General features: G+C 75.3%; 18 protein-coding genes and 2 pseudogenes. 9 read left to right on the top strand and 11 right to left on the bottom strand.

What is annotated here, in order from left to right:
* Positions 1 to 714, bottom strand: a pseudogene (locus ACFV4F_RS18140) (hypothetical protein); the annotation flags it as partial.
* Positions 715 to 1,247: 533 nt separating this feature from the next.
* Here ACFV4F_RS18140 and ACFV4F_RS18135 point away from each other — a divergent pair.
* Positions 1,248 to 2,729 carry a hypothetical protein gene (locus tag ACFV4F_RS18135; protein ID WP_380445710.1) on the top strand — a complete coding sequence of 494 codons (1,482 nt, stop codon included), beginning with the start codon at positions 1,248 to 1,250 and terminating at the stop codon, positions 2,727 to 2,729.
* 113 nt (positions 2,730 to 2,842) lie between these two features.
* Here ACFV4F_RS18135 and ACFV4F_RS18130 read toward each other — a convergent pair whose 3' ends face one another.
* Positions 2,843 to 3,403 (bottom strand): hypothetical protein, encoded by a 561-nt coding sequence (locus tag ACFV4F_RS18130; protein ID WP_380503560.1) that lies wholly within the window; start codon positions 3,401 to 3,403, stop codon positions 2,843 to 2,845.
* Between the two features lie 291 nt (positions 3,404 to 3,694).
* Between ACFV4F_RS18130 and ACFV4F_RS18125 the strand changes: the two genes are divergently transcribed.
* Positions 3,695 to 5,206 carry a HEAT repeat domain-containing protein gene (locus ACFV4F_RS18125; RefSeq protein WP_380503557.1) on the top strand — a complete coding sequence of 504 codons (1,512 nt, stop codon included), beginning with the start codon at positions 3,695 to 3,697 and terminating at the stop codon, positions 5,204 to 5,206.
* A gap of 169 nt (positions 5,207 to 5,375) precedes the next feature.
* Here the strand turns inward: ACFV4F_RS18125 and ACFV4F_RS18120 are convergent, their stop codons facing one another.
* The 3 genes from ACFV4F_RS18120 to ACFV4F_RS18110 form a co-directional block, all read right to left on the bottom strand.
* Positions 5,376 to 6,218: an undecaprenyl-diphosphate phosphatase gene (locus tag ACFV4F_RS18120; protein WP_380503674.1), complete on the bottom strand. Its 843-nt coding sequence runs from the start codon at positions 6,216 to 6,218 to the stop codon at positions 5,376 to 5,378.
* A 169-nt stretch (positions 6,219 to 6,387) separates the two neighbouring features.
* On the bottom strand, positions 6,388 to 7,149 hold the full coding sequence (locus ACFV4F_RS18115) for a class I SAM-dependent methyltransferase (RefSeq protein ID WP_380503554.1): 762 nt from the start codon (positions 7,147 to 7,149) through the stop codon (positions 6,388 to 6,390).
* Positions 7,150 to 7,215: 66 nt separating this feature from the next.
* The gene (locus ACFV4F_RS18110; RefSeq protein WP_380503551.1) at positions 7,216 to 7,767 is read right to left on the bottom strand and encodes a PadR family transcriptional regulator; all 552 of its coding nucleotides are present in this window, start codon (positions 7,765 to 7,767) and stop codon (positions 7,216 to 7,218) included.
* A gap of 212 nt (positions 7,768 to 7,979) precedes the next feature.
* Here ACFV4F_RS18110 and ACFV4F_RS18105 point away from each other — a divergent pair, with 212 nt between their 5' ends.
* Both ACFV4F_RS18105 and ACFV4F_RS18100 read left to right on the top strand, forming a co-directional pair.
* Complete coding sequence (locus ACFV4F_RS18105; RefSeq protein WP_380503548.1) at positions 7,980 to 8,747, top strand: alpha/beta fold hydrolase; 768 nt, start codon at positions 7,980 to 7,982, stop codon at positions 8,745 to 8,747.
* Positions 8,748 to 8,802: 55 nt separating this feature from the next.
* Positions 8,803 to 9,720: an aminoglycoside phosphotransferase family protein gene (locus ACFV4F_RS18100; protein WP_380503671.1), complete on the top strand. Its 918-nt coding sequence runs from the start codon at positions 8,803 to 8,805 to the stop codon at positions 9,718 to 9,720.
* Positions 9,721 to 9,735: 15 nt separating this feature from the next.
* Here the strand turns inward: ACFV4F_RS18100 and ACFV4F_RS18095 are convergent, their stop codons facing one another.
* From ACFV4F_RS18095 to ACFV4F_RS18080, 4 genes are all read right to left on the bottom strand, one after another.
* A complete protein-coding gene (locus ACFV4F_RS18095) occupies positions 9,736 to 10,365 on the bottom strand; it encodes an allophanate hydrolase subunit 1 (protein WP_380503545.1) in 630 nt (209 codons plus the stop codon).
* On the bottom strand, positions 10,362 to 11,138 hold the full coding sequence (locus ACFV4F_RS18090) for a LamB/YcsF family protein (protein WP_380498670.1): 777 nt from the start codon (positions 11,136 to 11,138) through the stop codon (positions 10,362 to 10,364). Before ACFV4F_RS18090 ends, ACFV4F_RS18095 begins: the two co-directional genes overlap by 4 nt.
* A 144-nt stretch (positions 11,139 to 11,282) precedes the next feature.
* Positions 11,283 to 11,807 carry a hypothetical protein gene (locus tag ACFV4F_RS18085; RefSeq protein WP_380503541.1) on the bottom strand — a complete coding sequence of 175 codons (525 nt, stop codon included), beginning with the start codon at positions 11,805 to 11,807 and terminating at the stop codon, positions 11,283 to 11,285.
* 193 nt (positions 11,808 to 12,000) lie between these two features.
* The gene (locus ACFV4F_RS18080) at positions 12,001 to 13,053 is read right to left on the bottom strand and encodes an IPT/TIG domain-containing protein (RefSeq protein ID WP_380503538.1); all 1,053 of its coding nucleotides are present in this window, start codon (positions 13,051 to 13,053) and stop codon (positions 12,001 to 12,003) included.
* A gap of 216 nt (positions 13,054 to 13,269) precedes the next feature.
* On the opposite strand from ACFV4F_RS18080, the gene ACFV4F_RS18075 reads away from it, so the two are divergent.
* The 4 genes from ACFV4F_RS18075 to ACFV4F_RS18060 all read left to right on the top strand — a co-directional run bounded on the left by ACFV4F_RS18075 (position 13,270) and on the right by ACFV4F_RS18060 (position 21,280).
* On the top strand, positions 13,270 to 14,805 hold the full coding sequence (locus ACFV4F_RS18075; protein WP_380445712.1) for a hypothetical protein: 1,536 nt from the start codon (positions 13,270 to 13,272) through the stop codon (positions 14,803 to 14,805).
* Positions 14,806 to 14,908: 103 nt separating this feature from the next.
* Positions 14,909 to 15,784, top strand: a complete 876-nt coding sequence (locus ACFV4F_RS18070; protein WP_363656620.1) for a hypothetical protein — start codon at positions 14,909 to 14,911, stop codon at positions 15,782 to 15,784.
* A gap of 137 nt (positions 15,785 to 15,921) precedes the next feature.
* Positions 15,922 to 20,484, top strand: coding sequence for a hypothetical protein (locus ACFV4F_RS18065; RefSeq protein ID WP_380503535.1), 4,563 nt, complete (start codon positions 15,922 to 15,924; stop codon positions 20,482 to 20,484).
* Between the two features lie 19 nt (positions 20,485 to 20,503).
* Positions 20,504 to 21,280, top strand: a complete 777-nt coding sequence (locus tag ACFV4F_RS18060; protein WP_380503532.1) for a metallophosphoesterase — start codon at positions 20,504 to 20,506, stop codon at positions 21,278 to 21,280.
* Here the strand turns inward: ACFV4F_RS18060 and ACFV4F_RS18055 are convergent.
* Complete coding sequence (locus ACFV4F_RS18055; protein WP_380503529.1) at positions 21,256 to 21,684, bottom strand: hypothetical protein; 429 nt, start codon at positions 21,682 to 21,684, stop codon at positions 21,256 to 21,258. The two genes, ACFV4F_RS18060 and ACFV4F_RS18055, sit on opposite strands and share 25 nt — an antisense overlap.
* 172 nt (positions 21,685 to 21,856) lie before the next feature.
* Complete coding sequence (locus tag ACFV4F_RS18050; protein WP_380445695.1) at positions 21,857 to 22,552, bottom strand: FadR/GntR family transcriptional regulator; 696 nt, start codon at positions 22,550 to 22,552, stop codon at positions 21,857 to 21,859.
* Between the two features lie 242 nt (positions 22,553 to 22,794).
* Between ACFV4F_RS18050 and ACFV4F_RS18045 the strand changes: the two are divergent.
* Positions 22,795 to 22,995, top strand: a pseudogene (locus ACFV4F_RS18045) (gluconate kinase); the annotation flags it as partial.

Genomic DNA, 22,995 nt, shown 5'->3' with positions numbered 1-22,995 from the left:
CTCGCGCCCGGGCGGCGAGCCGCCGCGCCGACCCGCGCGGGGGGGGCGGGGGTGCGGGGGGTGGCTCCCCTCGGCGCGCGCCCGCGGGCACCGCCGCTCCAGGACGAGCACGCACCGGTCGTGGTCGGCGGCGACCAGCCGGGGCAGGCGCACCGGCGGACGGTGGCGCACGAACGCCCGGTAGACCGCGACCTCGTGGTGGAAGTCGGCCACCAGCTGCTCGAAGTACTCACTCCGCACGGCCTGCGGCGCGAGGCACTTGGCGACCACCGGGGCCCGCCCGATGGTGCCCGCCACCAGGATGTGGCGGCTGCCCTCGCGCAGCACCTGGCGCGGGGTGAACGCGGGACATATCCGCGCGACGCTCGCCAGGGCGGCCCGTACCGCCGGGGTCTGGAGCGCCGAGGGGTCGATCCGCTCGGGGCCGATCGGGGTGCCCGGCCGGTGCGGGCCGCGCAGCAGGCGGCCGTCGACCTGGCGGGCGAGGGGGACCCGGCCGCCGGGCGGGGGGGCGGCCTCGGGGCCGCGCAGACCCAGCGCGCTGCGGCCGGCCGGAACCCGGGCGTCCGCGGACCGGCCCTCGGCGCCGCGCGGGGCCGCCGGGCGGCTCGGCGGGGGCGCCTGCTTGGGTCCGGGACGGCCCGCGGCCGCGGTGGGGGGGCGCAGCGCGGTGCGGGTCGGGCTCGGCGTGGGGGTCGTCGCTGAGGAGTACATGGGGTGAGGGTGGTCCCTTCCTGTCCGTCGGCGGGTGCGCCCCGCGGGGGCGGGGGAGGGCCGGTGCCCCGTGCTTCCTGGTGTGCCGGGGGCCCTGCTTCGGGGGGTGGTGCGGCGGTGGTGCGGCGGTGGTGCGGGGGGTGTTCGGGTGGTGTCCGGCGGCCGGGTGGTGCGCGGGCGCCGGGCACGGACGCGGGGATTAAGGACCCCTGGTCCGGCGGTGTCCCGGCCGTCCGCACCCTGGGGAATGCGGTCGGCCGGAGCCGCCGTGGCCGTGCCCGGCGCTCCCGCGCCACCCGGCCGCGCCACCCCCTCGGGTGAGGACCGGGCGCGCCCCTCGCCACGGTCGGGGGATGCCCCGACGCCGGTCCGGAGCGCCTCCCGCCCCGGGGGCGAGGTGGCGCACCCCTACAACACACCCGCGCCGCACTGGCTTAGTAGTCTGGCGGGCCCTGGCGAACGGTGGCGAATGCTCGCCTGGCACTTGCCGGAGCCTCTAGCCTCGAACCAGCCGAGGAACCTGGGGGCTTCACGTGAGCAGGGGACCCAACACCCGACTCGCCGATCTGTTCGTCCTGACCGGATGGTCGAAGGGCGAGCTGGCGCGGCTGGTCAACCGTAGGGGCGCCGCGCTGGGTCAGCAGCAGCTGTCCACCGACACCTCGAGGGTACGGCGCTGGATCGAGCAGGGGGAGATTCCCCGCGATCCGGTGCCGCGGGTGCTGGCGACCGTGTTCACGGAGCGGCTCGGACGTGTCGTCACCACTGAGGACCTCGGTCTGGAACGACACCGGCCCACCAGGAGCGGGGCGGCGCAGTCCGCAGCGGAGCCATGGTCGCCGGATCGAACGGCCGCGGTCCTCACCGAGTTCACGGGAATGGACCTCATGCTGAACCGACGTGGATTGGTGGGCGCGGGCGCCGCGCTCACGGCCGGGGCGGTCATCGCCGACTCCCTGAAGGGCTGGCTGGGCGGGGACGCGGTCGCGTACGCGGCCTCGGCGCCCGGGCCGCGCCAGGTGATCACCGGGGCGGGCGCGCGCCCGGTGGTGGACGTGTACGACGCGGGCCCGGTCGGGCTCGACGAGGTGGAGGCGTTGGAGCGCTCGGTGCAGGTCTTCCGGGCGTGGGACGCGGCGCGCGGCGGCGGGCTGCAGCGCAAGGCGGTGGTCGGTCAGCTGAACGAGGTGGGCGGGCTGCTGACGCACCGGCACCCGCCCTCCGTGGAGCGGCGGCTGTGGCTGGTCGCGGCGAACCTCGCGGTGCTGGCCGGCTGGATGTCGCACGACGTGGGCCTGGAGCCCACCGCCCAGCGGTACTTCATGATCGCCGCGGAGGCGGCCAAGGAGGCGGGCGACCGGCCGCGGGCGGGCGAGGCGATCTCGCGCGCGGCCCGGCAGATGGTGCACCTGGGCCGGGCGGACGACGCGATCGACCTGATGGCGGCGGCGAAGGCGGCGGGCGGCCGGCTGCTGCCGAGGACGCGGGCGATGCTGAACACCGTCGAGGCGTGGGCGCACGCCTCGATCGGGCACACGCAGGACACCTACCGGCTGCTCGGCGAGGCCGAGGACCTGTTCGCCGAGGACGCGCCGGAGCCGCCGCCGTCCTGGATGCAGGTGTTCGACGAGGCCGAACTGCGCGGCATGCAGGCGCTGGTGCTGCGCACGCTCGCGGAGCACGACCTGTCGGCGGCGCCGCAGGCGCGGCGGCACGCGGAGCGGGTGATCGCCCTGCGGGAGGGCACCGGGCAACTGCGCTCGGCGCTGTTCGACCGGATCACGCTGGCCTCGGTGCACTGGATCACCGGGGAGCCGGACGCGGCGGAGCTCCAGGCCAAGATGGTGATGAACCTGATCGGGCAGAACTCCTCGCACCGCACGTGGGACCGGCTGCGGGAGATGTACCGGCTGACGGCGCAGTACCGCGGGCTGCCGGCGGTCGACGAGCTCCGGGTCCAGTTGGGGCAGGAGCTGCGGGTGGCGGACGCGAAGAACCGGCCGCGGGCGACCTGAGGGGACGGACGTCCGGGAACGGGACGTCCGTTCGGAGCGGGGCGCCCGTTCGGACCGGGGTGCCGGTGGGGCGGACGCGGGCCGGACCGGCGGGTGTGTCCGCCGCGGCGCGGTCAGCGGTGCTCGCCGGCTCCGGCGCGTGCGGCCGGCCGCAGGAGCATGCGCAGCGCGGTGACGGTGCCGTCCGGGCCAAGGACGGGCTCGCCCGCGCACTCGACGCTGTCGTGCGTGCCGTCGAACCGGCGGACCCGCAGGGTGCCGCACGTGGTGCGCCCGTGCACGAGGGTGTCGGTCATCATCCGCCGCAGCAGCGGCCGGTCGGCCTCCGGGAGGCGGTCCGGCAGCCGGTCGAGGCTGAGCGGGCCGTGTCCGGGGTCGCAGCCGAGGAGCCGGAAGGTCCCGGCGTCCCAGCGGACCCCGTCGGTGAGGAGGTCCCATTCGGCGGAGCAGACCGTGGGGCCGGACGGCTCCTGCGCCGTGCCGTCCACTCTGCCGTCGTCCGTTCCGCCGTCGGACGCGCCGGACTCCGGCGTGCCCGCTTCCGCCGCGCCCGGGGCCGGTCCGGTGCTCGGGGCGGCCGTGGCGGTGGCCGTGCCCGCGCCCGTGCCGCCCGTCGGGGTGCCGTCCGCGAGGGCGGTGCCCGGCGGGCGCGCCGGGGCCGAGGACATGTTCATGACCGGTCCATCGATCTGGGGCGCTCGCTCGGTGTGAGCGGGCCGTGGCGGTTGGTGAGACGACTGTCGCACAGCCGCGTCCTCTCCGTGGGGTTTTGGACAGAACGTGGGCAAAATTCCTCTGGCATATGCCACTGTGGCCGAAGCGTTCGTCGCCCTGTGTGCGGACCGGGGCCCGAGGCGGTAACCTTCGGTGATTCCGGCGCCCGGGCGCCCACCGCAGTACCCACCAGAGACCCCGGCGACGGAAATCCCGTTGCCACTACGACCGCCGCAACGGATGCTGACCTCATGTTCGAGCCAGTGATAGCACCTAGTGCCAGCCTCCTCGGCCTCCTGCAGCGGGGCCGCGGTGACGGGCAGCTCCACGCGCTGGCCGCCGACCGTACCGAGGCCATCGCCGCGCTGGAGGAGTGTGTCACCAGGGACCCACGAGCCGACTGGCAGGTCGAGAGCCGCTCGCTGTACTACGCGCGCCTCTACATGGAGCTGGAAGCCCCCCTCGACGGCATCGAGGACCACCTCCACTCCGCGGAGGACCTGGTCAGCGACGACGAGAACCGCACGGGCCTCGCCCTGTCCGTCCTCGGCCACCTCGCCGCGTACGGCCGGCGCGACGCGCTGCTGATGCTGCGCGAGTACGCCGCCACCGGCGCCAACTGGGCCTGGGCCCTGGACGAGCTCGCGCTGCGCGACGACGACCGCGGCCTGCTCCTCCTCGGCACCGCCGTGCTGGACCGCTTCCCGCCGGGCCCCGAGGGCGACGCCGAGCTGCGCGAGTTCATCCGCAACGCCTACGAGCCCCGGCCCTGGCGGCTGTGGGCCGCCTACCACCCGAGGGTCGCGGCGGCCAGCGAGCAGTCGCCCTTCGACGTGTGGCAGCGCCAGCTCAACCGCAGCGGCGTCACTCCCGGCTGGTCCACCGCCGACGTGCTCGCCTGGGCCGACCAGGGGGAGCTCGGCGGCCTCGGCGCCGGCGCCTTCCTCGGCCGTCCGGAGCCGTCCGCCCAGGTGGGGCGCGGTGACACCGCCGGGCCCGGCCCCGACGCCGTCGACCGCCGCGCCGCCGCGGCCGCCCGCTGCCTGACCGCCGTCGTCCGCCCCGAGGACCGGCCCGCGCTCATCGAGGCCGCCCGCGACGGCCTGCCCGGCGCCCGCAGAGCGGCCCTGCGCTACCTCGTCGACCAGCGGGATCCCGCCGCCGCCGAGCTGATCGAGGCGGCCGCGGCCGACGTCGACGACCGGATGGTGCGCTCCGCCCTGGAACTGCTCGGCCGGATGCGCGGCCCCGAGGCCCTCGCGCACGCCCGCCGCTGGGCCGACCCGGCCACCGGCGGCGCCGACAGCGCCCTCGGCGAGGCCGCCGTCCAGCTGCTCGCCGACGCCGGGGAGCCGGACGACGCACCCCTCGTGGTCGCCGGACTGCGCCGCTGGGTCTCCGTGCGCGGGGTCGTCGGCACCGGGCTCGGGTCGCTGGTCGACGGTGCGGGGCGGCTGGCCGCCGCCGACGCCGTCCCGGTCCTGCGCCACATCTACGGCGAGGCCGCCTCCTCCGAACTGCGCGGACGCGCCGCCCGGGCGCTCGCCACGACCGACGTGCACTTCCCCGAGGGCCCGGCCGTCGAGTGCCTGTGGGACTGCGAGGAGACCACCCGTGAGCTCGCCGCGCGGCACGTCGCCACCACCGGCGACGCGCGTGTGCTGGAGCGATTGCGGCGACTCGCCGCCGACCCGGCCGAGGAGGCCGAGGTCCACGCCGCCGTCCGCGGCCGGCTGACCGCCGCCCGGGAGTTCGGGCGCTAGACACCTTTTCGGCCGCGGAGGGCCGGGGCACCCTGCCGGGGTGTCCCGGCCCGTCTGCTTTTCCCCGCTTGCCCCTGTTTTCCTCTGCTTCTTGCTGCTCCCCGCTGGTCTCCGCTGCTTCCCGCTGCCTTCCGAGTGGGCGTTCAGGGCCCGGAGTTGAAAGCCCGTTCTACTTCACGACGCCCGCGTCCGGGGCGAGGACGCCACCCGCGACCAGTCCGATGATCAGGATGCCGAGCAGCACCCGGTAGACCACGAACGGCAGGAAGCTGTGGTGCGAGATGTACTTGAGGAACCAGGCGATCGCCGCGTAGCCGACCGCGAAGGCGATGACGGTCGCCAGGACCGTCGGCCCCCAGGCCGGGGCCGGGCCCTCGCCGATCTTGAACAGCTCCAGCGTTCCCGAGGCGAGCACCGCCGGGATCGCCAGCAGGAACGAGTACCGGGCCGCCGCCTCCCGGCTGTAGCCGAGCAGCAGGCCCGCGCTGATCGTGCCGCCGGAGCGCGAGACGCCCGGGATCAGCGCCAGCGCCTGGGCGAGGCCGAACGCGCCGGCGTGCGGGAGGGTCAGGTCGGTGATCGGACGGGCGTGGCGGATCGCCCGGGTGCGGTCGGCGAAGGCCAGGACCAGGCCGAAGACGATCAGTGTGGTGCCGATGATCCGCAGGTCGCGCAGGTGGGTCTCGATGGTGTCCTGGAAGAGCTTGCCCAGGATGCCGATCGGCAGGGTGCCGATGATCACGAACCAGCCCATCCGGGCGTCGTGGTGCGAGCGCAGTGCCGGGCGGACGAGGGACAGCGCCCAGGTCCGGATGATCGAGGCGATGTCGCGGCGGAAGTAGATCAGCACCGCCGCCTCGGTGCCGAGCTGGGTGACGGCGGTGAAGGCCGCGCCCGGGTCGTCCCAGCCGAGCAGGGCGGAGAAGATCCGCAGGTGGGCGCTGGAGGAGATCGGCAGGAACTCGGTGAGGCCCTGGATCAGGCCGAGCACGGCGCCGTGGAGCCAGTCGATCGTCACCGGACACCCGCCCCGGGTATCCGTCGGTCCTGCTGCATGTGGGTGTCCTCGCGGGTCGGAACGGGCGTGCGGGCATGCGTGCCGCCGCGACCCGCCCGGCCCTCGGGCCGCGCGCGGCCCGGCGCGCGGCCGATGGTACGGGGTGAAAGTGACGATTCTTTGTTCACCCTTTAATCGGGCTTTGCGCACCGGGTCCTTTCGTGGTCAGCCGGCGGGCCCGGACCCAGGTGCGGTCCTCCGTCAGGTAGCGCTCCACCGCCAGACCGGCCTCCGCCAGGGCTCCTTCGAACTCCTCGGTGCTCAGCGGCCGGGAGCGGAAGGTGTGGGTCCAGCGGCCGTCCGGGAACTCGTACTCGGCGAGGACGGTGTTCGAGCCGTCCCCGTTCGGTGTCGACGAGACCATCCGGGCGACTCCGTCCGTGCCCGCCAGCCTGCTCTCGCGGGGCACGTTGCGGTGCCAGTCCTCGCCCTCGCGCTGCATCAGTACGCAGCCGTCGTCGGTGACGTGGCGGCGGCAGGTTTCCAGGAGCCCTTGGCGGACGGCCACGTCGCCCGCGTGCACGAGGAAGGAGGCGAGCATGACGACGTCGAAACGCTCGCCGAGGTGCAGGTGCTCGATCGGGCTGCGAACGGTCCGGACGTCCTCGCGGACCCGGGCCAGCATCTCGGCGGACTCGTCGACGGCCGTCACGGTGAACCCGCGGTCGGTCAGCGGGTGGGTCATCCGGCCCACGCCGCAGCCCAGTTCGAGGATCCGGGCGCCGGTCGGCACGGCGCCCTCGATCAGGTCCGGGATGTCGCCCGCCGGGAGGCGGGACCAGAGCTCGACGGCGCAGCCGTCCGGGGTGATCGCGCCCGGACCGGTGCCGTCGTAGCCCTCGCGGCGCACGGTGGGGCCCTGTGGGGTGGGGAGTTCGTTGCTCATGCCGATCATCGGAACACGGGTGCGGCAGGAGGGGAAGGAGTTCCCGGGAGCCCGTACGGGTTTCGGTCAATTCGCCGCCGGGTGCTGCGGATCCGCGCCCGCCAGGTCGGCCAACGTGGCGTTCAGCCAGGCGAGTTCGGCCTCCGTGGTGGCGCGGGCGATCAGCAGCAGGCCGCGGCGGAAGGGGTCGGCGAACTCCTCGGCTCCGACCGGGCGCTCGCCCTCGTAGAAGAAGCTCGCCGGTTCGGCGAGGAAGGCGAGGCGGCGGCGGAGCACGGCGGCCTGGTCGGCGGGGCGGTCGAGGTGGCGGAGGAACGCGAGGAGGGTGAACCAGCGATTCTCGTCGCTGATGTCGAGCCGCTCGGGCTCGCGCAGCCGGTCGAGCAGGGCGGTGCGGCCGGCGGCAGTGAGGTGGAGGGTGTGGCGGGGGGCGGCGGCGGTGCCGGGCTCGGTCTCGCGGACGAGCAGGCCGTCGGACTCCAGGCGCTTGATCGCCGGGTAGAGGGTGCCGTCGCTGATGGGGCGGACGTGGCCGGTGAGCGCGGCGAGGTGGCGGCGCAGCTCGTAGCCGTGCAGGGGGCGGTCGTACAGGAACCCGAGGATGGCGAGCTTCAGCATGGGGCCACTCTGCCAGAAGGGTCCCTCGGGGCGTTGGTATATCGATGGCGTGATACCTCGGCACCGAGGTATGGTCGATGTCGATCGGCGGGCAGGTGACGGCGAACAGATGACAGATTTCAACATCTGTTATCTGTCATCTGTCTGCTGTCATCTGTTCGCCGCACGCCCGACCCTCGCCACCTCGTCGCCCGCCGCAATAGGAGCCCTCGATGCGCCACGCCCCCGTCACGCCCGACGGTCACCGGATCCGCTGGGTCGAGCTGCCCGGCGCCGAGCCGGCCCGCGTCTACCTGCACGGCCTCGGTGCCAGCTCGCCCGTCTACTTCGCCGCGGCCGCCGTGCACCCGCTGCTCGCCGGGCGCCGCAGTCTGCTGCTCGACCTCCTCGGCTTCGGCATCAGCGACCGGCCCGCGGACTTCCGGTACGCGCTGGAGGACCACGCCGACGCCGTCGCGGCCGCGCTGCGCGCCGCCGGCGTCGCGGGAGCGGAGGTCGTCGGGCACAGCATGGGCGGTGCGGTCGCGATCGTGCTGGCCCACCGGCACCCCGAGCTCGTCGCGAAGCTCCTCCTCGTCGACGCCAACCTCGACCCCATCGCCCCGGCGGCGCAGCGGCCCGGCAGCAGCGGGCTCGCCAGCTACACCGAGGAGGACTTCCTGGCCGGGGGACGGGACGAAGTCGCCGAGCGGGTCGGCCCGTCCTGGTGGGCGACGATGCGGCTGGCGGGCCCGGAGGCGCTCCACCGCAGTGCCGTCCACCTCGCCCGCGCGACGGTGCCGACCATGCGGGAGATGCTGCTGGGCCTGGACGTGCCGCGCACCTTCCTGTACCCGGCACCCGACGGCGAACCCCACGGGGCGCCGGGGCTGCGGGCGGCCGGGGTCCGGGTGGTGGCGGTGCCGGAGTGCGGGCACAACGTGATGCTCGACAACCCGGACGGCTTCGCGGCGGCCGCGGCGGAGGCGCTCGCAGGGTAGACGGGGGTCCGGCGGCAGGGCCTAGGGTGGAGGCGTGCTCGAAAGACAAGCGTCCGTGGAGGTTCCGGACGCGCTGGCCGCGTCGCTCGACGAGTTCTTCGGCCCGGAGGGGAGCACCTGGGTCGCCGGACTGCCCGCACTGGCAGGGGAGTTGCTGCGGCGATGGGGGCTGCGCCTGGACGGTCCGCCCGCGCACGGGGCCGTCGCACTGGTGCTGCCCGTGCGGCGTGCGGACGGTGAGGCCTGCGTCCTCAAGCTCCAGCCGGTGGACGAGGAGACGGCGGGCGAGCCCGCGGCCCTGCGGGCCTGGGGCGGACACGGCGCGGTGCGGCTGCTCGACCACGATCCGGCCTCGGGCTCGATGCTGCTCGAACGGCTCGACGCGGGGCGCTCGTTGCTCACCGTCGAGGACGACCGGGTGGCTCTGCTCGTGCTGGCCGAGCTGCTGCGGTCGCTGACGTCACATCAGGCCGTGCCGGGAATGCGAGGATTGGCCGATCTCGCGGACACCATGCTCGCGGAGGCGGCCGGGGCCGCGGCCGTCCTCGCCGACCCGGACGAACAGCGGCTGCTCGCCGACTGCGCGGCGGCACTGCGCGAGGTCAGGGCCGATCCCGGCGGGCAACTCCTGCACTGGGACCTGCACTTCGGCAACGTCCTCGCCCCGCTCGACCGCGCGCGGCGCGGTCCGTGGCTCGCCATCGACCCGAAGCCGCTCGCCGGACACCCCGGCTTCGAGCTGCTCCCCGCGCTGCGCAACCGCTGGGACGACGTCGTGGCCACCGGAGACGTGCGGCGGGCGGTGCGCCGGAGGTTCGATCTCCTCGTGGACGTCCTGGAGTTGGATCGGGCGGAGGCGGCCGGGTGGACGCTCGCAAGGGTGCTGCAGAACGCCGTATGGGCGGCGGAGGACGGGGAGGTGGCGCTCGACCGGGCCCAACGGGCCATCGCGGAGGAGCTGTTGGGGCGGTGAAGGGCCGCTGGAGTCTCACTGCCCCCGTACGGCCGTGAACTTCACCCGGACGCCCGGCGCGAGCAGGGCCGCCGGTTCGCGTTCCGCGTCCCACAGTGCGAGCGCCGTCCGGCCCAGGAGCTGCCAGCCGCCCGGGGACGGGCTCGGGTAGACGCCGGTGTACGGGCCCGCGAGGGCGACCGAACCGGCCGGGACGGCGCTGCGCGGAGTGGCCCGGCGCGGCACCCCGTACTCGGCGGGCAGCCCGGTCAGGTAGCCGAAGCCGGGGGAGAACCCGCAGAAGGCGACGACGTACTCGGGCCCGGTGTGGATCCGGACGGCGGCCTCCTCGGAGACGCCCCACAGCGCGGCGACCTCGCCCAGGTCGGCGCCGTCGTACACGGTCGGTACTTCGAGGAGCGGGCCGTGCGCCGTGTCCGCGGCCGCCGGACGCGCGGTGGCGAGCAGCGCGGTGAGCGCGTCGACGTCGGCGACGCCGTCCAGCAGGACGGTCCGGGCCGCGGGCACGATCTCCTCGACGGCGCCGAGCGCGCCCTCGGCCTGCCGCTCGCGCAGCCACCCGTACAGCGCGGCCACCTCGGCCGGTCCGGCCACCTCCACGAGCAGCGCGTTCCCGCCGACCGGCCGGACGGCGGCGGCCGTCACGCGAAGGCCTCCACCCGGACCCCGGCCGAGGCGAGCGCGCCCCGCACCCGCCAGGCGAGCTGGGCCGCGCCGGGGGTGTCGCCGTGCACGCACAGGGAACGGGCCTCGACGCCGATGTGCTCGCCGCCGACGGCCTCCACCGTGCCGTCCCGGGCGATGCCGACGGCCCGGGTGATCACCGACTCGGGGTCGTGCACGACCGCGTCGGGCTCGCGGCGGGGCACGAGCGTGCCGGACCGCGTGTACGCGCGGTCCGCGAAGGCCTCGGCGACGACGGGCAGTCCGACCCCTTCGGCGACGGCGAGCAGCCGCGAACCGGGCAGACCGAGGACGGGCAGCGGCCCGTCGCAGACCGCCCCGGCGCGCAGGACGCCGGCGACGACGGCCTCGGCCTGCTCGGAGTCGGAGACCACCCGGTTGTAGAGGGCGCCGTGCGGCTTGACGTACGAGACGCGGGAGCCCGCGGCGCGGGCGAACACCTGGAGCGCGCCGATCTGGTAGGCGATCTCGTCGGCCAGTTCCTCCGGCGGGACGTCCATCGCGCGGCGGCCGAAGCCGGCGAGGTCGCGGTAGGAGACCTGGGCGCCGATCCGGACGCCGCGCTCGGCGGCCAGCGAGCAGACCCGGCGCATCGTCGACGGATCCCCGGCGTGGAAGCCGCAGGCGACGTTGGCGCTGGTCACCACGGACAGCAGGGCCTCGTCGTCGGTCAGCGTCCAGCGCCCGAACCCCTCGCCGAGGTCCGCATTGAGATCGATCACCGCATCGGCCACGCCCGTCCGCCTCCCAGCAGCTGTTGAGCGAGATGGTAGGGCCTGCGCGTGAAGGCCGCGGACCGTGACCCGGGCGGCGAGCGCCGGCACCGGCGCTCGCCCCGTCGATTCGCGCCCTGGGGCGCACAGCCCCGGGCAGTGTGTTCAGTTCGCGGCAGCCGGCGCGCTGAAGGAACGTTCCAGCGGACGCAGGGCCCACAACACGATCAGCAGTGGAACGACCCCGAAGATTCCGAACGACATGTCGACGAATCGCCACGCGACGGGGATCCCGCGCAGCGGGCCGCAGATGAGCGCGAGGGGGATCACGGCCCCGCAGGCGAGCACGGCCCAGCGGATGACCCAGATGTTGCGGACCGGGTCCTTGAGCGGGCCCCAGAACGCGGCGGCGATCACCAGGTGGGCGAAGGCGAGCCAGTCGGTGCCGTAGGCGAGGAAGGGGAAGCGGTCGTTGGTCTCGGCGATACCGTCGCGGACGCGTTCGAGCCAGGCCATGGCGGCGGGGAAGTGGTCGGACACCGGGGCGGCGGGGCCGGCGGCGAAGTCGGCCAGCCAGCGGGTCTCGGTCTCCAGGGGGAAGGCGGTCAGGCCGCTCAGGACGAGGCCGACCAGGAAGAGCCAGAGCCAGCGCCGTACGCGGCGCAGAGTGGCGGCGGTGTCGTTGTCCACGGGGCGAACCTCCAGGCCGAGGGGCGGGTGGAACCTTTCCCACCTGCGCGGGACCGACTCTAGACCTTTGGTTTGAACGTGTTCAACTCCACCTCGGGGGCGGGCGCGGGCGGGTGGCGGCGAACAGCTGACAGATAACAGATTTCAAACTCTGTCATCTGTCAGCTGTCGGCTGTTCGCCGCCCCGCGGGACCTACGCGGTGTACGTGAACGCCACCGCCGCACTGGTGCCGCCCGCCGTGGTCACCGTGACGTCCACCGGGCCCGGCCCGGCGGCCGGCGGGGTGGTCACCGAACAGAACTTCGGCCCGCACGAGGCGTGCGTCCCGGGCACCCCGCCGAAGGCCACCGTCCCGTACGTCAGGTTCTCGCCGACGATGTACGTGCTCGTACCGCCCGCCACCGGCCCGCTGGTGGTCGTCACCAGGGACACGACGGGCGCGGGCGGGGCCGGCGGCAGGTCGCCGGTGTAGTCGAACGTGCCGGCGGCCGTCGTCGTCCCGCCCGGCGTGACCACGGACACGGGCGCGCTGCCCGAGCCGCCAGGGGTGGTCACCGTGCAGGCGGTGTCGGTGCAGGTGCCGGCCGCGGGGGTGCCGCCGATCAGCACCATTCCGTGGGCCAGGTTGCTGCCGCTGACCGTGATGGCCGTGCCGCCGGCGCCGGGGCCGATGGTGGTGTCCAGGCCGGTGACGGCGGGGGCCGGCTGGACGATCGGCGCCGGGGTGCTCCCGTCCAGCGTCACGACCGAGACGTGGCCGGTCGGATCGGTGTCGTTGGGGTTGGAGACCGTCGCGACGATCGGGCCGGTCGGCTGCTCGGTGCCGGTGCGGTAGATCTTCAGCTTCATGAAGTCGGACCGTCCGGGCTGCCGGTTGCCGGTGAAGACGGCCTCCAGGTGCCGGCCGTCGGGCGAGAGGGTCTCGGTGAAGGTGTAGTCGTACGGCGTGGAGTACATCATCGCGATGTCGGGGGTGGTGAGCCCCGGAGGCAGGTCGAGGGTGAGGTGGGTGGGGCCGGTGACGTCCTCCGTGCCGGCGGAGACCCAGCTGACCGAGAACGCGCCCGGCCCGGGCGGGTTCGTGCTCGGCAGGGTGCCGTACGCGGCCACGGTCACGTGCGGACCCTGGACGGCGGGGGCGTCGGCGGGCGAGGCGATGGAGGCCGCGGCGCCGGTGGCGGCGGCTGCGAGGGTGGTCACGGACAGCGCGGCGGCGAGGCCCGCTTTGGCCAGTCGAGTGATCATGTGCCGATCATCACGGAAGCGGCGCACCGCCTTCACGGCTTTTCCGAATTCCTGTTCGGAATTGGCGTGATCCCGTCGAAACCGGGTTCTGAATTCACCCCCGACACGCACCCGCACCCGTTGCGCACCGGTCGCGCAGCCGTGCCGCAGCCCGCCCGCAAGGCCCGTTTCGGTCGATGTCGGTGCGAACCTCTAATCTTGTCCACCGTGACCGCCATCGCAGACCCGCCCACCGAGCCCGGCCTCCGGCCCGCCGCCGGCACCGGCGTGCCCGCGCCGCGCCCCGCGCCCGGCCCCGCCGCCGACGAGGGCCTCGCCCGCCGGCTCAAGGCGCTGGCCTGCACCGCCCCGCTGCACGACCTGGACAACCGCAAGGTCAACCTGGCCGGCGAGTACGGCGGCTACGCGATGGCCGAGGTCGGCCTGGCGGCGATCGACCTGGTCACCCTCCACATGGACTTCGACACCGGCGCCGACCGCGACATAGTGCTCGCCCGGCTGCTGCCCCGGGTCGCCGCGCAGGCCGCCGGCCGTCCCGGCGCCGAGCACGAGCGGGTCGCCCGCTGGGTGCTGGAGTCGCTGATCAACGTCGGCAGCGTCGACCGCGGCTTCCGCGCCGTCTACGGCACCTTCGGCGCGGACGGCGAGTACGTCCGCCGCGACTACGACTTCAAGCTGATCGAGGAGGTCCCGGGCCCCGACGGCGGCGTCTACCTGCGCACCACCGACGAGGCGGTCAACGTCCTGGTCGGCGCGCTGGACACGGACGTCACCTCGGCCCAGATCGCCGCCGAGGTCAAGCTGGAGGTGCTGATCCGCCGCGGCCGCCTGGCCGACGCCCAGCTCGCCGCCGAGCAGGCCCGCTACCGCACCGTCCAGTACGCCGAGACGCTGCGCCGCGCCCTGGAGGCGACCCGGCGCAACGTCCGCGCCGTCGACTGGATGCGCACCATCCCCGACCTCATCGACGAGGCGCTGGACCACATCGCCGACCGCTACCGGCACGAGAACGCGATTCTCACCAACATCCGCAAGGCCCGCGACGAGGCCGAGGAGCCCGAGCACAAGCGCCGCGCCGCCGAGCTCGTCGACATCGTCAAGGACTGCATCCGCCGCCACACCCAGCTGCAGACCCGCCTGCTGGAGGCCGGCCCGCTGTTCCGCGCCGAGCAGGACCGGCAGGCCTTCGCCACCCCTGGCGTCCGCAGCGGCATCGACCTGTACGGGCAGCTGCTCGCCCCCGTGCTGCGGCTGCCGGTGGAGCAGGCCGTCCGCCCCACCGGCGCGTTCTTCGCCCGGGGCGCCGGGCTGCGCGTCCCGAGCTCCGTGCGCGTCGCCGACCTGGTCGACCTGCTGCTCACCCCGCCGGTCGAGCGCGAGCACCTCGGCGCCGAGCTGCCCGACCCGGACCTCGTCGCCACCCCGGACGACAGCCGCTTCTCCGAGGCGCAGCTGGAGGCGGCGCTGGAGCTGCTGGACCTGCCGGCCGACGCGCCCCGCCGGCTCTCCGGCCTGCTCGCCGAGGCGCGCGAGCAGGATCCCGAACTCCCGTACCTGGTGGCCCTGCTCGCGGTGCACGCGGCGAGCCCGCCGGTCGGTACGGCCTACCGGCAGGGCGAGGAGCGGCTGTTGTTCGCGGTGGACGACGGCACCCCGCTGCGGGACCGGGAGTTCGGCGGCGCCGACCTGATCGTCGGCAGCGCCCTCCTGGACGCGGTCGGCATGGCCGCCGACCGCAAGGACGCCGGCTGACCGGCCCGCCGATGCACCGCCGGACCCCGCACCGCACCACCCGCCCGATCGCCCGCCCGACCACCCGAACCGCCAGCAGCAACAGCCCCGAGGAGTACCGCCCGTGACGACCCACCACGACACGTCCTGGGCGCCCGAGACCGAGCCCGCGGCCCCCGCGCCGATCACCCCGGCCGACGTGGCCGACGCCGCCCGGCTGGTCTCCTTCGGCCTCCAGGCCAAGCTGCTCCCCGCCCGCGACGCCGAGTACGCCGAGCTCGTGCGCCGCCACCGCGAGGACCCGCCGTTCGCGCGCCTCGCCGACGCGATCGCCACCGGCATGGGCCTGGTGGTGCTGGAGGTCTCGCCGCGCGCGGGCATGGCCGTGGCCGCCGCCGAGGACTCGGTCTTCGCCGTCCGCATGGGCGACTACTCGCGCCGCGCCGCGTCCGAGTCGACGGACCGCTTCCTGCACGGCCTCGCGCACCTGGCCGTCGCCGCGATGGCCTTCCCCCGCCCCGAGGACCTCGCCGACGACGGCTACCTCGGCCGGATCACCGTCAACGGCGTCGACTCCTTCGTGCGCCAGGCCTGCCGCCGCCTGGAGGAGCAGGCCGACGCCGAGGGCGCGAACACCGACCCGCAGAGCGACGCCCCGGGCCTGGAGGCCGCCTGGCGGGTGTGGGCCCGGCGCACCGCCACCGGCGCCACCAAGGACGCCCGCCGGCTCTCCGGCTCCACCATCGGCATCGTCGCCAAGGCCGTGGTGTTCCTGGTCGACTCGGGCTTCCTGCAGAAGGTCTCGGACGACGCCGGCGGTACCTACCGCACCACCGCCCGCTACCAGCTGCAGGTCCGGGACCTGGCGGGCACGGCCGCGATGGCCGAGCTGCTCGACCTCGGTGTCGTCCCGGTCTCGGACGGCACCGCGAGCCTGCTGCCGCCGGACACCGCCGACGAACTGGTGGCGGACGCCGGCCTCCCGTTCCACTCCCTCTGAGCACGAGCCCGGCAGCACGAGCCCGGCAACACGAGCCCTGACGGCATCAGCCGAGCAGCACGAGCCCCCGCCCCGAACCCCGTCCCTCCGAGCCCCGCCCACCCTCAAGCCACGTAAGCCACGGAGAACCGCCGCACATGTACGAGCTCAACCGGGTCCGCCTCTATTCGATCGGACCGGCCGGCGCCCGCTACGCCGACACGGTGCTCGACCTGCGCGGCGTCGGCGAGCCGGTCGCCGACCCGGCCCCGCAGCAGATCGGCCTGTTCGGCGAGGACGGCGACGGCCCGGTGCGCCGCCCGGCCCCGGCCGGCGTGCTCTTCCTGGAGAACGGCGGCGGCAAGTCCGTCCTGCTGAAGCTGATCTTCTCGGTGATGCTCCCGGGCCACCGCAACACCCTGGGCGGCGCCAGCTCCGGCGTGCTGCGCAAGTTCCTGCTCGCCGACGACTGCGGCCACGTGGCGCTGGAGTGGCAGCACACCGTGACCGGTGAGCTGATCGTCGTCGGCAAGGTCAGCGAGTGGCGCGGCCGCCAGGTCTCCTCCGACCCGCGCAAGTTCGCCGAGACCTGGTACTCCTTCCGCCCCGGCCCCGGCCTGACGCTGGACTCGCTGCCCGTGGCCGAGCGGGTCAGCCTGGCCGGCGACCAGAGGGCCCGTGGCCGGCGCCGCACCATGAAGGGCTTCCGCGACGCCCTCACCGAGGCCGGCAAGGCCCACCCGCACCTCGACCTGGTCTTCGAGGACGGTCACGACCGCTGGACCGAACACCTCGGCGAGCTCGGCCTCGACCCCGAACTCTTCCGCTACCAGCGCGAGATGAACGCCGACGAGGGCGAGGCGGCCGGCCTCTTCGCGGTCAAGCACGACAGCGACTTCACCGACCTCCTGCTGCGCGCCGTCACCGACACCCGCGACACCGACGGCCTGGCCGACCTCGTCCACGGCTTCGCCGCCAAGCTCGGCCTGCGCTCCGAGCTCACCGCCGAGCGCGACTTCACCGCCGGGTCGCTCGACCTGCTGGAGCGCATCGCCGAGTCCACCACCGCGCGCGAGGCCGTCCGCGAGGCCCACCGCACCGCCGAGCGCCGCACCCGGCGCCTCGCCCACGCGCTCGCCTCCCGCGCCACCGCCGAGCGCGACCGCGCCCAGGACCTCGCCATCGAGGTCGCCGCGGCCGCGAGCGCCGTCACCGCCGCCGAGGCCGACCGCACCCGGCACAACCTGATCGCCGAGGAGCTCACCTACCGGCACGCCACGCTGAGCCTCGCCGCGGCCACCGCCGAGGCCGCCGCGCTGCGCCGCGAGCTGATCGACGCCCGCACCCTGCACTCCGCGTGGCAGGCCGCCGAGGCGGTGCTGCGCCAGCGCGCCGCCGCCGACCGGGTGGCCCGGGTCGCCGCCGCGATCCGCGAGGCCGAGCTGGACGCCGCCCCGGCGCTCGCCGCCCGTGCGCGCGCCGCCACCGCGCTCGCACGCGCCCTGGAGACCGCCGCCGCGGCGGCCGAGTCCCGCGCGGACACCGAGGAGCAGCGCGCGAGCGAGCTCCAGGAGGACGGTGCCAAGGCGCAGTCCGACGCCACCGAGGCCGCCACCGCGGCCCAGAAGGCCCGCAGCGAGGTCGAGCACCTGCGCCAGCGCCTGGTCGAGGTCGAGCAGGAGACGGCCGCCGCGGTCGAGGCCGGATTCATCGACGCGGACGGCGACGTCGACCCGGCCCGGGCCGCGCTGCACGCCGCCGACGTCGAGAAGGCCGCGAGCGCCGCGCTCGGCCAGGCCCGGACGGTCGCCGAGGCCGCCGCCGCCCGCCTGCGCGAGGCGGCCGCCGCCACCGGCCGGGCCGAGCTCGCCGCCGAGCGCGCCGGCGACGCCCGCAAGGACGCCGCCCGCTCGCTGGCCGCCGAGCAGCGCACGGCGGCCCTGCTCGCCACCGAGCCGCGCCTGGCCGACCTGCTGTCCCTCACCGCCTATCAGGAGGGCGCCGACGAGGAGGCCGGCTACCTCACCCCCGCCGTCCTCGACCGCAATGCCGAGTACCTGCGCGAGCTCCTCGACGAGGCCATCGCCACCGCCGAGCGCACCCTGTTCGACCTGCGCACGGCCGCCGCCGACGACTCCCGCATCCTCGCCGCCCTCGGCGACGGCGGCCTGCTGCCGCCCGGCCCGGACGTGCTCGCCACCGTCGAGTACCTCGCCGAGCACGGCATCCCGGCCCTGCCCGGCTGGCGCTACCTGGCCCAGTCCGTCGACCCGGCCGACCACGAGGCGATCCTGGCCGCCCGCCCCGAGCTCGTCGACGGCGTGGTCGTCACCGACCCCAACTCGCTGGACCGGGCCCGCGAGGCCCTGCAGTCCGCCGCACTGCTGCCCCGTTCGACGGTCGCCGTGGGCGCCGCCGCCTCGCTGATCGCCCCGATCACCGACGAGCCGGCGTTCTTCCTCGTGCCGCCGAACCCGGCCATGCACGACGAGTCCGCCGCCGACGGCGAGCGCCGCGAGCTGCGCGCCCGCGCGAGCGCCCGCGAGGAGCACATCCGCGAACTCGCCGCCCGCCTCGGCGCCGACCGCGCCCTCGCCGCCCGCCTCGCCTCCTGGCACGCGAGCTGCCCGCCCGGCACGCTCGCCGAGCTCGCCGCCGCCGCCGAGGCCGCCCGCGAGCACGCCGAGCAGTCCGCCGCCGCGCTCGCCACCCTGCGCGCCGACCACGACGAGGCCGAGGCCGACCACGCGGCCGCCGCATCCGCCCACGAGGAGCACCGCGAGGCCGCCCAGCGCGCCCGCCGCCGCGCCGACGCCCTCTCCGGCCTCGCCTTCCGCCTGCGCGAGCGCGCCAACTGGTCCCGCCGCCAGCGCGAACTCGCCGACGACGCCGCCGAGTGCGACCGCCGCCAGACCCAGTGCGCCGAGCGCGCCCGCACCTGCGACGAGGACCGCCGCGCCGCCCAGCGCGCCGCCGACGACGCCCGCCGCACGGCCCGCGCCCTGCGCGCCGAGCGCGCCGAGATCCCCGCCGCCGAGCAGGCCGACGAGCCCGCCGACACCGCGCCCGCCGCGCTGCCCGCCCTGCGCGAGGCCTACCGCGCCGCCTCCCAGCTGTACGAGAAGGTCGGCGTCGGCGCCGACCTGCGCGCCGAGCAGGCCCGTGCCGAGGGCGACGAGGCCGCCGCCGCGGTCGAGCTCGACCGCCTCACCAACAAGGTCCGCACCCGCGCCGAGGAGCTGCTCGGCAGCCCCGACGGCGCGGACGGCCCCGCCCGCCAGGCCGCCGCCGCGCGCGCCGAGGAGCTGGTCGCCACCATCGAGGCCCGCTCCGCCGCCGCGAGCGAGCAGCTCGGCCGCCTGCGCGGCGACGCCGAGCGCTCCGCCCCCGTGGACGGCGAGGCGCACACCGAGCTGCCCGAGGACCTCGTCCCCACCGACCCCGAGCACGCCCAGACCCTCCTGCGCACCGCCACCAACCGGCTGGCCGAGCGCCGCGAGGCCCTGGACGCCGCCCGCACCGCGCACGCCGACCTCCAGCGGACCTTCGACGCCGCCCAGTCGGCGGCCGGCGCGTTCGACGAGCTCGCCGGCCAGCTCCGCGACGGCCTGCGCGACAACCAGGACGACGCGGACCACCCGGCCGAGCCGTACCTCGGCGCCCTCCCCGAGGCGCGCACCGCCGTCGCCGAGGCCCGCCGGGCCCTGCGCACCGCCGTCGGCGAGCTGTCCTCCGCCGAACTCGCCGTCCGCGACGCCTCGGACGCGCTCGTCCGGCACGCCAACGCCGCCCGCTACGAGGCCGTGCGCACCCCCGCCCGCCAGCAGATCCGCGAACTGCCCGCCTCCGCGCTGCCCGAGCACGCCGCCGCGTGGGCCGCCGCGTTCGCCCCCCGGCTGCGCGTGCTCACCGACGAACTCACCCAGCTGGAGCGCAACCGCGGCTCGATCGTCGACCGCCTGCGCGGCCTGGTCGAGTCCTCGCTCACCACGCTGCGCGCCGCCCAGCGGCTGTCCCGGCTGCCCGAGGGCCTGGGGGAGTGGTCGGGCCAGGAGTTCCTGCGGATCCGCTTCGAGGACCCGGACCACGCGACCCTCGTCGAGCGCCTCGGCGAGGTCATCGACGAGGCCACCCGCGCCGCCGTCCGGAAGAACAGCGACCTGCGCCGCGACGGCATGTCGCTGCTGCTGCGCGGGGTCGCCGCAGCGATCGGCCCGAAGGGCGTCAGCGTCGAGATCCTCAAGCCGGACGCGGTGCTGCGCGCCGAGCGGGTCGGCGTCGGCCAGATGTCCGACGTCTTCTCGGGCGGCCAGCTGCTCACCGCCGCCATCGCGCTCTACTGCACGATGGCCGCGCTGCGCGCCAACGACCGCGGCCAGTCCCAGCTGCGGCACGCCGGCACGCTGTTCCTCGACAACCCGATCGGCCGCGCCAACGCCACCTACCTGCTGGAGCTCCAGCGCGCCGTGGCCGACGCGCTCGGCGTCCAGCTCATCTACACCACCGGCCTGTTCGACACCACGGCGCTCGCCGAGTTCCCGCTGGTGATCCGGCTGCGCAACGACGCCGACCTGCGGGCCGGCCTCAAGTACATCTCGGTGGAGGAGCACCTGCGTCCCGGCCTGCCCGCCCCGCAGGACCCGGACGGCCCGGCCATCCACGGCGAGATCACCGCCACCCGGATGTTCAAGCGGCCCGCGGAGGTTCCCGACCGGCCCTGAACTGGTTAGCGTGATCGGCATGCTGACGATCGCGCACCTCAGTGACATCCACCTCGGCCAGGACCACCGCCGGGACCGCGGCGAGCGGGCTCGGCGGCGGGCCGAGCGGGTGATGGCCCACCTCGATGCCCTGCCCGGCCCGCTGGACGCGGTGCTGGTGACGGGGGACCTCGCCGACCACGGCCTGGCCGCCGAGTACGAGCAGGTCGTCGAGGTGCTCAAGTCCCGCCACCGCGTCCTCATCTGCCCGGGCAACCACGACAGCCGCGCGCCGTACCGCGAGGTGCTGCTCGGCGGGGTGGCGCAGGACGAGCAGGCGGACGGTCCGATCAACCGGCTGCACCAACTCCCGGGCGCGGACGTGCTGATGCTCGACTCGTCCATCCCGGGTCGGCCGGACGGCCTGCTGGACGAGGAGACGCTCACCTGGCTGGACGCCGAACTCGGCGCCGGGCGCACCGAGTTGCCCGCCCTGGTGGCCTTCCACCACCCGCCCGTCGAGCTGGCCGTACCGACCGTCGACGGCATCCGCCAGTTCGGCGAGGCCGGCCTCGCCCGCGTCCTGGGCCGCCACCCCCGCGTCGTCGGCCTGCTCTGCGGCCACTCCCACACGCCCGCCGCGACGACCTTCGCCGGACTGCCGCTGCTCGTCGCCCCCGGTGTGGTCTCCACCGTCACCCTGCCCTGCGAGGGCGGTGAGGGCGTCTCCTTCACCCACCCGCCGATGCTCGCCTTCCACGTCCTGGACGGCGACCGTCGGCTCACCACGCACTACCGCGTGGTGCCCGAGAACTGACCCCGCGACGGTCCCTGTGGCGGGCCGTGCGGTGGGCCGTGCGGTGGGCCGTGCGACGGCCCCTGCGACGGCCCCCGTGACCGGCCCGGCCGCGGGAAGGGCCGGGCCGCGAGCGGTTCCCGGACCGCGGCCCGGCTCCCGGCCATCGGCGTCGCCGAGTTGGGTGCGCGCATCCGCTGGGCGGCGACCTGGCGCGAGACCAGGATCTCCAGCAGGCACCACATCGTGCCGAACACCCCGAGCCCCATCGCCATCAGCGCGGGCGTCATCAGCCAGCTGCCCGCGTACGAGGCGAGCGTCGCGACGACCACGCCCACCAGCGTGAAGGAGAACGAGAGCACCGCGCGGACGGCGGCGGCGCGCACCTCGTCGGGCAGGCGGCGACGGCGGCGTGGCACGGACATCGGGCGACCCCAGGCGCGAATTCGGCGGCGGGCACGGAACGGGCGCTCGCGTCGAGCGCCCCCGGTACGAACTCTGCCCCGCGCAAGCCGGACTATGCGTCCGAATCCACCGAACTGCCGTCAAATCGTGTGATCCGGCCCGATTCGTCCGCGGCCGGCCCCGTGGCGGACCTCAGCCCAGCTGCTGGTTGAGCTCCTCCAGGGCGCCCGTCACGATCGTCCGCATCGCCCGCTCGGCGTGCTCGCCGTCCCCCGCGCAGATCGCCTCCGCCACCTCGCGGTGCAGCCGGATCGCGTACGGCTCCGGCTGATGGGGCATCAGATGGTACTCGGTCCGCCCGGTGAGCACCGCACCCACGGTGTCCCCGAGGTGGGCGAACATCTCGTTGCCGGAGGCTTTCAGGACGGTGGCGTGGAAGGCGATGTCGTGGCGGAGGAAGGTGGTGAGGTCGGCGGCCCGCGCCGACATCGTCAACTCGACCGCCAGGGAGCTGAGTTCACGGCGGTGGTCGTCGCTCGCGTGGACGGCGGCGAGCGCGGCGGCGGCCGGTTCGACGGCCACCCGCAGCGAGCCGAGCGAGCGCAGCTGCGCCGGACGGTCGGCGCCGGCCAGCCGCCAGCGGATCACCAGCGGGTCGAAGACGTCCCAGCCGGACTTCGGCTGGACCGTGATCCCGACCCGCCGCCGCGAGGCCACCATGCGCATCCCCTCCAGGATCCGCACCGCCTCCCGCACGACCGTCCGGGACACCCCGAACCGCTCCTCCAGCTCCTCGCTGCGCAGCACCGCGCCCACGGGGATCTCTCCCCCGGCGATCGCCGGACCGAGCTCGTCAAGCAGCCGCCCTGGCAGCCCCTGGATCTCCATCCGCCCAGCCTAGACGTCGACCCCGCCCCACCCCCTGCGACCCCACGCCTCGGGGCTGACCCCTACGGCCCGCCCCCGCTCCCAACTTCTCCCTTCGCCACGCCCCACCAGCCCCCGTCGAGCGCCCCCGCCCCCTGCGACCCACCCCACACGCCAAAAGTATGACGATTCGGTTTCCGCCACTTGAATACGTCATATCTTTGGAGCGATAGTGGCGGCCAGGCAACGAAGGAGCACCACCCATGGCTCTCAGCGTCGAGAACCACGACCTCCCGCAGACCCCTCCCACGATCGTGGTGATGGGCGTCTCCGGAGTCGGCAAGACCACCCTGGCCCGTCTCCTGGCCGACCGCCCCGGCCACCCCCCGCCCGAGGCCGCGCCCGTGGCCCCCGCGCCCCACAAACGCCAGATTGTCGCGCGGCGACCGCCCGTGCAGCGAGAG

The sequence above is a fragment of the Kitasatospora sp. NPDC059722 genome (assembly GCF_042733235.1).
Taxonomy (GTDB): domain Bacteria; phylum Actinomycetota; class Actinomycetes; order Streptomycetales; family Streptomycetaceae; genus Kitasatospora.
This window is presented reverse-complemented; position numbering and strand designations above follow the sequence as displayed.

Coding starts and splice junctions, on each gene's coding strand:
- ACFV4F_RS18125 (WP_380503557.1), top strand. CDS start 3,695: ATGTTCGAGCCAGTGATAGCACCTAGTGCCAGCCTCCTCGGCCTCCTG.
- ACFV4F_RS18055 (WP_380503529.1), bottom strand. CDS start 21,684: ATGTCCGTGCCACGCCGCCGTCGCCGCCTGCCCGACGAGGTGCGCGCC.
- ACFV4F_RS18105 (WP_380503548.1), top strand. CDS start 7,980: ATGCGCCACGCCCCCGTCACGCCCGACGGTCACCGGATCCGCTGGGTC.
- ACFV4F_RS18060 (WP_380503532.1), top strand. CDS start 20,504: ATGCTGACGATCGCGCACCTCAGTGACATCCACCTCGGCCAGGACCAC.
- ACFV4F_RS18115 (WP_380503554.1), bottom strand. CDS start 7,149: ATGAGCAACGAACTCCCCACCCCACAGGGCCCCACCGTGCGCCGCGAG.
- ACFV4F_RS18130 (WP_380503560.1), bottom strand. CDS start 3,403: ATGAACATGTCCTCGGCCCCGGCGCGCCCGCCGGGCACCGCCCTCGCG.
- ACFV4F_RS18050 (WP_380445695.1), bottom strand. CDS start 22,552: ATGGAGATCCAGGGGCTGCCAGGGCGGCTGCTTGACGAGCTCGGTCCG.
- ACFV4F_RS18080 (WP_380503538.1), bottom strand. CDS start 13,053: ATGATCACTCGACTGGCCAAAGCGGGCCTCGCCGCCGCGCTGTCCGTG.
- ACFV4F_RS18065 (WP_380503535.1), top strand. CDS start 15,922: ATGTACGAGCTCAACCGGGTCCGCCTCTATTCGATCGGACCGGCCGGC.
- ACFV4F_RS18110 (WP_380503551.1), bottom strand. CDS start 7,767: ATGCTGAAGCTCGCCATCCTCGGGTTCCTGTACGACCGCCCCCTGCAC.